The following is a 12,448-nucleotide window of genomic DNA, read 5'->3' on the forward strand; positions in this document are numbered from 1 at the left end:
GAGACCGACGCGCTCCAGCATCGCCATCGCCCGCCTGGCCCGGTCCGGTTTGGAAAGGCCACGCTGTTTCAAGCCGAAGGCGACATTGTCGAGCACGCTCAGGTGCGGGAAAAGCGCGTAGTTCTGGAACACGAGGCCAATATCGCGGGCATGGGCCGGCAACGTCGTCAGATCGCGGTCGCCGAGCCTGATCCGGCCGCTGGTCGGCTGCAGGAAACCCGCCACCAGACGCAGCGTCGTCGTCTTGCCGCAGCCGCTGGAGCCGAGCAGCGACACCAGTTCACCGGCGGCAACGGAAATCGACAGGTCTTTCAGAACCTGGGTGGTTCCGTAGTGGGCGGAGAGGTTTTCGATGGTCAGAGATACGGTCACGGGAACCTACTTGGTGAGGAATGTGAGGCCGAGCGTCGCTTCGACGATCGCCATGACGCCGACGGTCACCAGCATCAGAAGCACGGAAACGGAAGCGATCGTCGGGTCGAAGAACTGCTCCATATGCGCGAGAATCTGGATCGGCAGCGTCGAGATGCCGGGTCCGGTCAGGAAGACCGAGACCGAGACGTCGTTGATGGAGGTGATGAAGGCCAGGATGAAGGCGGCGATGACCCCGGCGCGGATGTTCGGCAGCACCACGGTCATGAAGGTTTTGAGCGGCGGGCAGCCGAGGCTTCTCGCGGCCTCCTCGATCGAGAAATCGAAGGAGGCGAGGCTGGCGCCGACGACCCGCACCGAATAGGGCAGGATCAGCAACGCATGGCCGACGACGAGGCTGACGAACACGGGCAGGCCGAGACCTATCGTGATCGACTTCAGGAGCGCGAAGCCGAAGACGATTTCCGGCACCAGGATCGGCAGCACGAACAGCGTCGAGAGCCAGCGCGGCAGCTCGACCCGATAACGATTGAGCGCATAAGCCGCCGGAATGCCGATCAGCAGCGACAACCCAGTGCCGAGGATGGCGACCTGCAGGCTGGTAATCGCCGTGCGCCGGAAAGCCTCGATCTGGAAGATGTTGGCGAACCAGCGCAGCGTCAGCCCCTGCGGCGGGAAGGTCAGGAATGTCGTGTCGCTGAGGGCCGCGCCGACGATAATCACCAGCGGCGCGAGCAGGAAGAAAAAGACGAGAACGGCGAAAGCGCCGAGCAGGGGATGAATACGCGTCGCCATCAGACTGCCATCGGGTTGAGACGGCGTGCCATGCGGCTCATGATGAGCACGACGCCGATGGTTATGACCACCATGATCGCGGCGATCGTCGACGCGCCGACCCAATCGAAGGTCACCATGGCGCGCTGGTAGAGGAATGTGCCCATCATCATCTGCTTTTCGCCGCCGAGAAGCTGCGGTGTCGCATAGGAGGTGAAGCTGCCGGTAAAGACCAGCACCGCGCCGACAATGAGGCCAGGAGCTGCGAGCGGCAGGATGACCTGAAGGAAGGTCGGGATCGGCCGGGCGCCGAGCGAGGTGGCCGCCTCGATGAGATCGCGCGGGATTCCCTCCAAGACACCGACCAGTGTCAGGATCATCAGCGGTACGAACAGATAGACCATCGCGACGATGACCGAGCCTTGCGTGTAGAGCATCGACAGGGGCTCGCTGATCAGTCCGACCGACATCAGGACATTGTTGATGATGCCGTTCTTGCCGAGGATGATCAGCCAGGCGAAAGAGCGGACGACGACGCCGGTCAGTAGCGGAAAGACTGCGGCGACGATCATGATGCTCTTCAGGCGTCCCGGCATCTGGGCGATGACGTAAGCTGTGATGAAACCGACCACGAGCGCGATCGCCGTGGTGATCAGGGCGACCTGAAGGGTTCGGTAGAGGACGGCCATGCGAAAGCCGCTCTTGAAGAAGGCCGTATAGGTGGAAAACGGACCGGCCGCCTCGCCGAACGTGGTGGCGATCGTCAGCACGACGGGGATGACCAGAAGCAGGACGACGGCGATCGTCGCCGGCAACGTCAAACTCCATCTGGCAAACTTGTTCATCGACAGTCTCTCTCAAAGGCAGGAGCGCCGCGTTGATAGCGGCGCTCCGTTTTCAATTCAACCATGTGGCCGGTCAGGCGACATCCGGGATTACTTGCCGAAAACCTCGTTCCAGCGGTCGATCCAATCGGTCTTGGCGGCGTTCATCTTGGCGTAGTCGACACGGCTCAGGCTGGAAACCTGATCGGCACCGTAGGTCCAGATCTTCGCCTGGTCCGGCGTGAGCTGGACCTTGGTGGAGATCGGCGCATCGACCCCCTGCTCGGCTTCCTTCTGCTGCACGTCCTTCGACAGGATGAAGTTGATGAACTGATGGGCCAGTTCGACGTTTGTCGAACCCTTCGGGATGTTGACGGTGTTCAGCGTGGCGATATCGCCATCCTTGAGCTTCGCCCAGGTCATGGTCTTCACCGCAGCCTGCATGGAGGCGAGCGTGAAATCCTGGCCGATTGCAACGCGCACTTCGCCGGTCGAGATCAAATTCACCAGTTCGGAGCCGGTATTGTAGTTCTTGACCACGTTCGGCTTCAGGGCTTCGACGGCTTCGAAGGCCTTGTCGGTGCTGGCATAAGGATCGACGCTGGCATGTTTGCCGGCCTGCACCACGACCATCGGGCCGGCCGTGGTGGTGATGCCCGGAAGCGAGACCGAGCTCTTCAGGTCCGGGCGCCACAGATCGTTCCAGGAGGTGACCGGAGGGTTCACCTTGGCCGAGTCGTAGACGAGGCCGATGCGGCCGATCGTATAGGCCGGGCCGTATTTGCCCTGCGGCGCGCGGCCGAGTTCGTAGATCTCTGAGAGGTTCGGGATCTTCGCGGGATCGACCGGCTGGAAGAGGCCCTGCTCGATGCCGAGCTGCGAGAAGCTGTCGGTCAGGTAGATGACATCGACGCCCTTGCCGTCACGCAGCTTCAGCTTGTTAAGGCGGTCGGCATTGTTGCCGGTTTCGAAAACGATGTCGCAGCCGCAGATCTTCTTGAACGGGTCGATGATGTTGGCGGTCATCTTCTCGCCGTTATAGCCCCACCAGGAAATGGTGAGAGTCTTCGACTGGGCGCTTGCCGTTGCCGTGCCGCCGAGCGTCGCCAGGAGAGCAAGAGTTGCCAATTGGGTGAAACGAGTGGCCTTCATGAGGCGGGTCCTTTTGCGAAAGCGGCGTTGATGCTCCCCTGGGGCACCCCCGGGAATTGAGGGCGATACTATTTTTTGAACGGCCCGCCCGCAAGCCCAATTATTAGGCATAGGCAGTCAAGACCCAAATTTCTTTAGGCTTGAACCATCTCATACTGGAGGTTGATTTCGGGCATCAGGCGGCAGCCGATGCACGGTTTGCGATGGTTTACACATCCGGGCATCGCCTTTAGGGTCCGGCGACCAGAACCGACAGGCATTCCTCCGATGACAGTTTCCGCTCCCCTCCCCGACGACCTGCTGATCAACGCGGCCGACGAAGTCCGTATCCGCCAGGACCTAGTGCTGACCGCGCTTGGCAAACGGCCGGCGGACCGGCTGCTGAGGGTTGACAGATTGCTCGACGTCCACAGCAGGACCTGGCTCAAGGATCAGGAGATCGTCATCAAGGGACGGCGGATCGCCTATGTGGGACCGGCGGGCAGTTTTGCGGGCGAGGTGGCGGAACATAGCCACGAGCCTGATCTCTCTGCTGTTCCCGGTTTCGGGGAGGCGCACAAACATATCGAGAGTTCCCACCTGACACCGGAATGGGAAGCGGCGCTTGTCATGCCGCACGGGGTCACCTGGACCTGCGAGGCAAGCCACGAATTCTCGAACGTCAACGGCGCCCGCAACCTGGAATTCTGGCTTGAGGCCCGCCGCCGCGGCTCGCCGATGAAGATCTTTCCGCTGCCGGGCTCGGCCGTGCCTCCGACGGCCTATGAATGGGGCGGTGGCTATTTCGGTTATGACGAGCAGAAGCGGTTCATGAGCGAAAGCCTGATGGTCGCCGGCCTCGACGAAGTGATGGACTGGCCGTCGATCTCCGATCCCTCAAACCCCTCCTATGACCGGCTCTGGGGCATGATCGGCGCTACCTTCGAGCAGCGTGGCGTGGTCGAGGGACATGGCGCGGGCCTGCGCGACCTGGCCTCGATCAACGCGTTTGCCGCCGCGGGCCTTGCCTCCGATCACGAAGGATGGTTCCTGGATGAGATCTGGCAGAAGCTGCAGCATGGGCTGTTCATCGAGCTTCGGCCGCATTCGCTGCCGGAGGTGATCAAGGGCCTCATCGAGAAAAACCTCGCCGACTGGTCGCAGGTGGGCTTCGTCACCGACGACCGCAGCGCCTCCGACACGCTGAAGATGGGCGCGACGGACTACAATGTCCGCCTTGCGATCGAGAACGGCCTTTCGCCGGAAATCGCCATCCAGTGCGTGACGCTCAACCCGGCGCGGCACATGCGGCTGACGCCTTGGGTCGGGTCGATCGCACCCGGCCGTTTTGCGGATATCGTGCTGCTTGACGATGTCGAAAGGCTGTCGATCGCCAAGGTCTGGGCGGATGGTGCGCCGGTTTCGGAAGGCAGGACATTTACCGGCACCCGGCCCAAGATCGACTGGCCCGAATGGGCGACCAAGACGGTGAAAATCGACCGCCAGGTGACCGCCGCCGATTTCCGCATCGAGGCGCCGGCCGGTCGCGCCACGGCGAATGCAGCCCTGCTGCGCCCTTTCCACTGGTCGGACGAATTCATCACCATGGAACTGCCGGTCAGGGATGGCGCCGTCCAGCGCGACCATGACCGCAACGTCACGAAATTCTCTATCGTCGACCGGTTCTCCGGCGAGGCGAAAGTGTCAAAAATGTTCTGGCTCGGCACCGGACCGCGCACGCCGAATACGGCGCTCGGTTCGACGCTCGGGCATGACAAGCACAATATCTGGGTGGTTGGCTCCTCGGACGAGGCAATGGCGATGGTGGCCAATGCGCTTGCCGAACAGCAGGGCGGCTGGGTTCTGGTTTCCGGCGGCAAGGTGATCGCCCACGTCCACTACGAGGTCGGCGGGCTTATGACGGCGCGCTCGGCGGAGGAACTGGATGCGGAAATGCAGGCGCTCTACAAGGCGGGCGAAACGATCGACTGGATGTACGAGCCGACCTTCTCGCCGCGCTGGTGGCCGGGCTTCCCGGAGCGGCTGTCGTTTGCGACGCTGACCTGCTCGCCATGGCGCTGGGTGCTGGTGGCGCCATCGGAACGGGCGCCGCAGGGGTTCGTCAACGTGCTGACCGGCGAAACGCACCCGGTCGTCTGGTAGGCCGCTCTCGTCAGCGTGACTTGATGAGGGCCTGTTGATTTGCCAAAACGCCGGGATCGATTTGCCGGCGCCTCCCATCGCGCAAAGGAACTCAATCATGGCCCAGCCTGCTCTCTTTTCTCCGATCCGCGTCCGCAATCTCGAACTCTCGAACCGCATCGTCGTCGCGCCCATGTGCCAATATTCGGCCGAGGACGGCTGCATGACCGACTGGCACCTTATCCATCTCGGCCAGCTCGCGCTCTCCGGCGCAGCGCTTCTGACAATCGAGGCGACGGGGGTCACCCCGGAAGGCCGGATCACCTACGCGGATGTTGGGCTCTATGACGACGCGACCGAGGCGGCGATGGCCCGCACGCTCGACAGCATCCGCAAATGGTCGGACATGCCGATCTCCGTGCAGCTGGCGCATGCCGGCCGCAAGGCCTCGACCGACAAGCCCTGGCTCGGCGGCAGCCAGATCGCCCCGGACCACGCGAACGGCTGGCAGACCCAATCGGCTTCGGCGATCCCCTTCAATCCGAAATACGTGGCCCCCGTCGCGCTCGACAGGCAAGGCCTGAACGAGGTGCGCGACGCGTTTGCGGCTTCCGCCGTACGGGCGGCAAGGATCGGCCTCGATGCGATCCAGATCCACGCAGCGCATGGCTACCTGCTGCACCAGTTCCTGTCGCCGCTCTCCAACCAGCGGACCGACGAATATGGCGGCTCGCTCGAGAACCGCATGCGTTTTCCGCTGGAAGTTTTCGATGCCGTGCGTCAGGCCTTCCCGTCCGACAAAGCGGTGACGGTGCGCGTCTCGGCGACCGACTGGGTCGAGGGCGGCCTGGACATCGACCAGACCATCGCGTTTGCCCAGATGCTGGACGAGAAGGGCTGTGATGCAATTCACGTGTCGAGCGGCGGGCTGCATATCGAGCAGAAAATCCCGCTCGGCCCGAATTATCAGGTGCCCTTGGCACGCGCCGTCAAGGCTGCGGTGAAGATGCCGGTGGTGGCGGTCGGGCTGATCACCGAACCGACGCAGGCGGAAGCGATCGTTTCGACCGGCGACGCGGATATCGTCGCGATCGCCCGTGCGGTGCTCTACGATCCGCGCTGGCCCTGGCATGCCGCGGCGGAACTCGGCGCCCAGGTGAAGCCCGCACCGCAATATCTCCGCTGCCAGCCATCGCAACTCAGGAACCTGTTTACCTCCTGAAGGGACTCAGGCCTCTTCGGCGGTTCAAGCCAGTCGACCGGCGCATTCATGCTCGCAATGCGCCGGACAGGACGCTATGGAACATTGGTGCTGACCGATTCATCAAAGGATTTTCATGCCCACCATCTATCTCGCCGGCCCCGAAGTATTTTTGCCCGATGCCCAGACCGTGATGGGCGAAAAACGCCGGCTTGCTCGCAGCTTCGGTTTTGAGCCGACCGGTCCCGGCAGCGACGAGAACCAGGCGCCCGTAGGCCAGCTGACGGCAGCCGCGATCTACCAGCGCAACGACGGCGCGATGCGACGCGCGGATGTCTGCCTCGCCAATATCACGCCGTTTCGCGGCATCAGTGCCGATCCCGGCACCGTCTATGAAATCGGCTTCATGATCGCGCTCGGCAAACGGGTCTGGGCCTATACCAACCATCCCGACGACTATGGCACTCGGGTGCGGTCGATCTGGTATTCCGGGCTCGATATCGACGAGAGCAGCGGTCGTCCTCGCGGCCCGGACGGGCTGTCGATCGAGAACCATGGCAAGGCTGACAATCTGATGATCGATGTCGGCATCGAGGAAGGTGGCGGCCGGGTCATTCGCGCCGCGGCACTGCCAGCCGATCCCGAAAGGGACCTGGCCGCTTATACCGAGGCCTTGCGACACTTGCGCGGTTAGGCGAGCGACAAGGCGTCCTTAAGGCCAAGACCCTGCTTCAGCTGAAGATCGAGATCGGCTTCGATATGGTCGATGTGGTGGATCATGAGCTTGGCGGCGCGCTCGCCATCGCCCTTTTCCAGGGCGTCGAGAACGGCGCTATGCTCGGCATGCCCACAGCTCGACACGCCGGAACGGCCGTAAAGCGCGATCACCAGCGACGAACGTGCAACCAGTTCATCCATGAAACGCTGCAGGATGACATTGCCGGCAACGGAAGCCAGCATGAGGTGGAAATCGCCGGACGCCTTGATCTCGGCGCGCCGCGCAGCCGGACCCCGTTCGTTCAGATAACGCTCTTCCTCGTCGAGCTGACGGCGGAATTCCGCGATATCCTCGGGCGTGATGCGCTCGACCGCGGCTGCGACGATGCCGGGTTCGATCAGCCGGCGGGAGGCAAAAATTTGACGCGCTTCTTCCGGAGACGGATTGGAAACAAAGGCGCCGCGATTACGCTCGGTCTTCACCAGGCCTTCGAACGCAAGCATCTGCAGCGCGGCGCGGGCAACCGTGCGGCTGACGTCGAAAAGAGAGCCGACTTCGCTTTCCGACAGCTTGGTGCCGGGCGCAAGACGCCGATCGATGATCGCGTTGCGTAAAGTTTCCCGGATCGCCATGGAGCGATCTTCCGGGGAGCGATCCTCGGGCGTCGTATCGGTAAGATTGATCTTTTCGCTGATATTCATTGCTGCGGTCCAATGTACGGCCTTTGTAACCCGAGTGTCTACAGGATGCCAAGCGACTTGTTTTTGATCCAACGCCAAGATTGCATACGATTTGCCCAACGGATCGAAAACGATCGCCTGATTTTTGCGCACCGACAAAACTTCGCCGCTGACCCTTTCAGGTAAATTCAAGTCTTTCCGGACGTTTAATCAAGTTGGCATGGCTGATGCATAACAATATCAGACGCAAGGGAGCGCCTGATGAGCAAAGCCGCCGAAATCGACATCGCTTCAGTCTCTAAGATCTACGGAACAACCACTGCCGTTCATGCGATCAGCCTGAAGATTCCCGCCGGAACCTATTGCTGCCTGCTCGGGCCTTCCGGCTGCGGCAAGACCTCGACGCTTCGGATGATCGCCGGGCACGAGAGCATCTCCTCAGGCGACGTCCGCCTCGGCAATACCGTCGTCACCGACCTGCCGCCGGCGAAACGCGGCACGGCGATGATGTTCCAGTCCTACGCCCTCTTTCCGCATCTCGACCTCGTCGACAATGTCGCCTTCAGCCTCAAGATGAAGGGCGTCGACAAGGACGAGCGGCGCGCCAAGGCGATGGACATGCTGCGGCTGATGCAGCTCGAAGCCTATGCGACCCGCCGCCCGGCCCAGCTTTCCGGCGGCCAGCAGCAGCGCGTGGCACTCGCCCGCGCGCTGATCACCGATCCGGAAGCGCTGCTTCTCGACGAGCCGCTTTCGGCGCTCGACCCGTTCCTGAAGATCCGCATGCGCGCGGAACTGAAGAAGCTGCAGACCTCGCTCGGCATTACCTTCGTGCACGTGACGCACAGCCAGGAAGAAGCGATGGCGCTCGCCGACCTGATCGTCGTGATGAACGATGGCCGTATCGAACAGGCCGCCCATCCGCGCGTGGTGTTCGAAAAACCCGCGACCGCCTTCGTCGCCAAGTTCATGGGCGACCACAACGTCATCTCCGGCCGGGTGACGCAGAGTTCCGGCGACAAGCTGATGCTGTCAGTGCCCGCAGGCGGCGATTTCCTCGCCACCGACGACGGCGCCGCCGGGCTGACCGACGTGGCCGATATCGCCATCCGCACGGACCATGTCCGTATCGGCCAGCCTTCCGAAAAAGGCCTCGGCTTCACCGGTTCGGTCTCCAACGTCGAATACCGCGGTTCCTCGGTGAAGCTCTCGGTCAACGGCGCCGGGATCGAGGATTTCACCGCGATCCTGACCGATGCTGAATTTTTCGCCAATCCGGTCAAGGTCGGAGAAGCGATCCCGCTTTCCTGGGGCCGCGAGGACGCCATCGTCCTCGGCCGCCTCAAGAACTGATGCCACCAAAAAACTCAACCAGAGGAGAACAAGGCAATGACTGAGACCAAGAAACCAACAAAGGGCATTTCGCGCCGCACGCTTCTGAAGACGGCGTCCGCTGCGGCCGGTCTTGCCGCCGGCTCCGGCGCCATCACCGGCTTCCCGACCATCTGGGCGCAGAACCCGATCACGCTGCGCCAGTTCGGCACCGGCGTTTCGAACCTCAATGCGATCGCAGAGAAGTGCAAGGCCGACCTCGGCATCACGCTCGAAATGACCGCGACGGACTCTGACGCAGCCGCCCAGCGCGCCGTCACCCAGCCGAACTCCTACGACATCGCCGATATCGAGTACTGGATCCTGAAGAAGGTCTATCCGGCCGGCGTCATCCAGCCGATGGATACGACCAAGCTCAAATATTACGACAAGATCGTGCCGCTGTTCAAAAACGGCAAGCTGAAGCCGGACAGCGTGATCGCGCAAGGCACCGCGCCGCACACGGTGGGTTACGTCGCAAAGCCCGGCGACAAGACGTTCGCCAAGGAAGAAACCAAGTGGTTCACGATGGTTCCGACCATCTACAACGCCGACACCCTCGGCATCCGCCCGGACCTGGTCGGCCGCGAAATCTCGACCTGGGCCGACATCATGGACCCGAAGTTCAAGGGCAAGGCATCGATCCTCAACATCCCGTCGATCGGCATCATGGATGCCGCGATGATCATGGAAGCCATGGGCAACATCAAGTATGTCGACAAGGGCAACATGACCAAGGCGGAAATCGACAAGACGATCGATTTCCTGATCAAGGCCAAGCAGGCCGGCCAGTTCCGCGCCTTCTGGAAGTCGTTCGACGAAAGCGTCAACCTGATGGCGTCTGGCGAAGTCGTTATCCAGTCCATGTGGTCGCCGGCTGTCGCCGCCGTCCGTTCCAAGGGCATCGCCTGCAAATATCAGCCACTCAAGGAAGGTTACCGCTCGTGGGGCGGCGGTCTGGGCCTTGCCGCCCATCTCTCGGGCGCCAAGCTCGACGCTGCCTATGAATATATCAACTGGTACACCTCCGGCTGGGTCGGCGCCTATCTCAACCGTCAGGGCTACTACTCGGCCGCGATGGAAACCGCCAAGGCACACATGTCCGCCGACGAATGGGGCTACTGGATCGAAGGCAAGCCGGCCAAGGGCGATATCGTCGCTCCGGACGGCAAGATCATGGAAAAGGCAGGCGCCGTGCGCGATGGCGGCTCTTTCGAGGAACGCATGGGCCACGTGGCCTGCTGGAACTCGGTGATGGACGAGGACCGCTACATGGTCCGCCGCTGGAACGAGTTCATCGCTGCGTAAACAAAGTTGCCCCTCACCCTAGCCCTCTCCCCGCTCGCGGGGAGAGGGGACGTGCCCCGAGCAGGCACTGAAGAGGACCGAGCGGCTTACCACTAGTCTCCTTCTCCCCGTCCCGACGGGGAGAAGGTGCCCGGCAGGGCGGATGAGGGGCAAACCCAGGGAGACATCAAGACATGGCGACGATCGCATCATCCGAGCCGGAAACGGCCGAAGAGAACACAAAGCCCAGAAGCTTTCGTCTGTCGCCGGCGCTGATCTCCTATCTCCAGGCGACGCCGTTGGCGCTGATCCTCGGCGCCTTCCTGTTGCTGCCGATCCTGATGATTACAGTCGTCAGCTTCTGGGACTACGACTTCGCCCAGATGTATCCGGACTTCCTGTCGATGAACTATGCCGAGACGCTCGGTTCGTGGGTGACCTGGAAGACCTACCTGAACACGTTGAAATTCGCCTTGCTGGTCTGGGCGATCACGCTGTTCGTCGGTTTCTGGGTCGCCTATTTTCTGGCCTTTCACATCCGCACCACCGCAATGCAGATGGTGCTTTTCCTCGTCTGCACGGTGCCATTCCTGACATCCAACATCATCCGCATGATCTCGTGGATTCCGGTGCTCGGGCGCAACGGCCTCGTCAACACGACGCTGATCAATGCAGGCATCGTCCCAGAACCGGTCGAATGGCTGCTCTATTCGGATTTTGCCGTCGTGCTCGCGATGGTGCATCTCTATACGCTGTTTATGGTGACGCCGATCTTCAACACGCTGATGCGCATCGACAAATCGCTGGTCGAGGCGGCGCGCGACGCCGGTGCCACCAGCACCCAGATCCTCACCAACGTCATCATTCCGCTTGCCAAGCCCGGCATGGCGATCGGCACCATTTTCGTCGTGACGCTTGTCATGGCGGATTTTTCGACGGTTCAGGTGATGTCGGGCGGCCAGAGCGCTTCGGTGGCACTGATGATGAAAAACCAGATGTCGCTGCTCCAATACCCGGCAGCCGCCGCCAACGCGGTCGTGCTGCTTGTCCTCGTTCTCCTGATGGTCGCAGGCATTCTTCGCATCGTCGACATCCGCAAAGAACTTTAGGAAAAAGGGGAGCTTTGAGATGCACAGCGACAAGCGCGGACGCGAATTCTACATCCTCGCCATCTTCTTCGCCATTTTCGTGCTGTTCCTCTATGGCCCGCTTTCGGCGATCCTGATCCTCTCCTTCCAGGGACCGAACGGCGGCCTCACCTTTCCGCTGAACGGCGTGTCGCTGCGCTGGTTCGCCAACCTGTTCGAGACGCAGGCGGTTGGCGATTTCGGCGGATCGTTCCGCCGTTCCGCCATGCTCGGCATCATGGTGATGATCGTCACCGTCGTCGTCTCGCTGCTGGCGGGCCTCGCCTTCCGCCGCCGCTTCATCGGCTCCACCGCTCTGTTCTATCTCGCGGTCGCCAGCCTCGTGGTGCCGTCGATCATCATCTCGCTCGGCATCGGCGTCGTCTTCCAGCAGCTTGGTTTCCAGCCGTCCTGGTATACCTCGGCTTTCGGCGCCCATCTCACCTGGACGCTACCCTTCGGCGTCCTGATCATGTTTGCCGTCTTCAACCGCTTTTCGCCGGCCTACGAGGAAGCCGCGCGCGATCTCGGCGCTTCGCCCTGGCAGACCTTCCGCCATGTCGTGCTGCCGATGATCGCGCCGAGCCTCATCGGCGTCGGCCTGTTCGGCTTCACGCTGTCCTATGACGAATTCGCCCGTACACTGATGACGGCAGGCTCGTTCAACACGCTGCCACTCGAAATCTACGGCATGACGACCAATGTCACGACGCCGGTGCTCTATGCGCTTGGCACCGTCACGACGGTGTTCTCCTTCCTTGTCATCGCCGGCACGCTCGGCCTGATCATCCACCTCAATCGCCGCCGCCTGCAGTCGTGAA

At 61.9% G+C, this 12,448-nt stretch carries 12 protein-coding genes; 7 read left to right on the forward strand and 5 right to left on the reverse strand.

The window, feature by feature from the left end:
* The 4 genes from MOV61_RS13775 to MOV61_RS13790 form a co-directional block, all read right to left on the reverse strand.
* Positions 1 to 372: ABC transporter ATP-binding protein (locus MOV61_RS13775; RefSeq protein WP_247136957.1), on the reverse strand; the 372-nt coding region annotated here is incomplete at its 3' end.
* Between the two features lie 6 nt (positions 373 to 378).
* Positions 379 to 1,170 (reverse strand): ABC transporter permease, encoded by a 792-nt coding sequence (locus tag MOV61_RS13780; RefSeq protein ID WP_247136980.1) that lies wholly within the window; start codon positions 1,168 to 1,170, stop codon positions 379 to 381.
* Positions 1,167 to 1,991, reverse strand: a complete 825-nt coding sequence (locus MOV61_RS13785; protein WP_247136958.1) for an ABC transporter permease — start codon at positions 1,989 to 1,991, stop codon at positions 1,167 to 1,169. Before MOV61_RS13785 ends, MOV61_RS13780 begins: the two co-directional genes overlap by 4 nt.
* Before the next feature lie 90 nt (positions 1,992 to 2,081).
* Positions 2,082 to 3,122, reverse strand: a complete 1,041-nt coding sequence (locus MOV61_RS13790; RefSeq protein WP_247136959.1) for an ABC transporter substrate-binding protein — start codon at positions 3,120 to 3,122, stop codon at positions 2,082 to 2,084.
* A gap of 267 nt (positions 3,123 to 3,389) precedes the next feature.
* On the opposite strand from MOV61_RS13790, the gene MOV61_RS13795 reads away from it, so the two are divergent.
* The 3 genes from MOV61_RS13795 (at position 3,390) to MOV61_RS13805 (ending at position 7,138) form a co-directional block, all read left to right on the forward strand.
* Positions 3,390 to 5,264: an adenine deaminase gene (locus tag MOV61_RS13795; protein ID WP_247136960.1), complete on the forward strand. Its 1,875-nt coding sequence runs from the start codon at positions 3,390 to 3,392 to the stop codon at positions 5,262 to 5,264.
* Positions 5,265 to 5,361: 97 nt separating this feature from the next.
* Positions 5,362 to 6,465, forward strand: coding sequence for an NADH:flavin oxidoreductase/NADH oxidase (locus tag MOV61_RS13800; protein WP_247136961.1), 1,104 nt, complete (start codon positions 5,362 to 5,364; stop codon positions 6,463 to 6,465).
* Between the two features lie 115 nt (positions 6,466 to 6,580).
* Complete coding sequence (locus MOV61_RS13805) at positions 6,581 to 7,138, forward strand: nucleoside 2-deoxyribosyltransferase (protein ID WP_038547550.1); 558 nt, start codon at positions 6,581 to 6,583, stop codon at positions 7,136 to 7,138.
* Here the strand turns inward: MOV61_RS13805 and MOV61_RS13810 are convergent.
* Positions 7,135 to 7,863, reverse strand: a complete 729-nt coding sequence (locus tag MOV61_RS13810; RefSeq protein WP_247136962.1) for a GntR family transcriptional regulator — start codon at positions 7,861 to 7,863, stop codon at positions 7,135 to 7,137. The genes MOV61_RS13805 and MOV61_RS13810 overlap by 4 nt on opposite strands.
* Positions 7,864 to 8,103: 240 nt before the next feature.
* On the opposite strand from MOV61_RS13810, the gene MOV61_RS13815 reads away from it, so the two are divergent.
* The 4 genes from MOV61_RS13815 (at position 8,104) to MOV61_RS13830 (ending at position 12,447) form a co-directional block, all read left to right on the forward strand.
* On the forward strand, positions 8,104 to 9,195 hold the full coding sequence (locus MOV61_RS13815) for an ABC transporter ATP-binding protein (protein ID WP_038547547.1): 1,092 nt from the start codon (positions 8,104 to 8,106) through the stop codon (positions 9,193 to 9,195).
* A gap of 36 nt (positions 9,196 to 9,231) precedes the next feature.
* Positions 9,232 to 10,521 (forward strand): PotD/PotF family extracellular solute-binding protein, encoded by a 1,290-nt coding sequence (locus tag MOV61_RS13820; RefSeq protein WP_038547544.1) that lies wholly within the window; start codon positions 9,232 to 9,234, stop codon positions 10,519 to 10,521.
* A 173-nt stretch (positions 10,522 to 10,694) separates the two neighbouring features.
* Positions 10,695 to 11,609 (forward strand): ABC transporter permease, encoded by a 915-nt coding sequence (locus MOV61_RS13825; RefSeq protein WP_247136963.1) that lies wholly within the window; start codon positions 10,695 to 10,697, stop codon positions 11,607 to 11,609.
* A gap of 19 nt (positions 11,610 to 11,628) precedes the next feature.
* Positions 11,629 to 12,447 carry an ABC transporter permease gene (locus tag MOV61_RS13830; RefSeq protein WP_247136964.1) on the forward strand — a complete coding sequence of 273 codons (819 nt, stop codon included), beginning with the start codon at positions 11,629 to 11,631 and terminating at the stop codon, positions 12,445 to 12,447.
* The last annotated feature ends 1 nt before the right edge of the window (position 12,448 follow it).

This window comes from Neorhizobium sp. BETTINA12A (assembly GCF_023006485.1).
Classification (GTDB): domain Bacteria; phylum Pseudomonadota; class Alphaproteobacteria; order Rhizobiales; family Rhizobiaceae; genus Neorhizobium.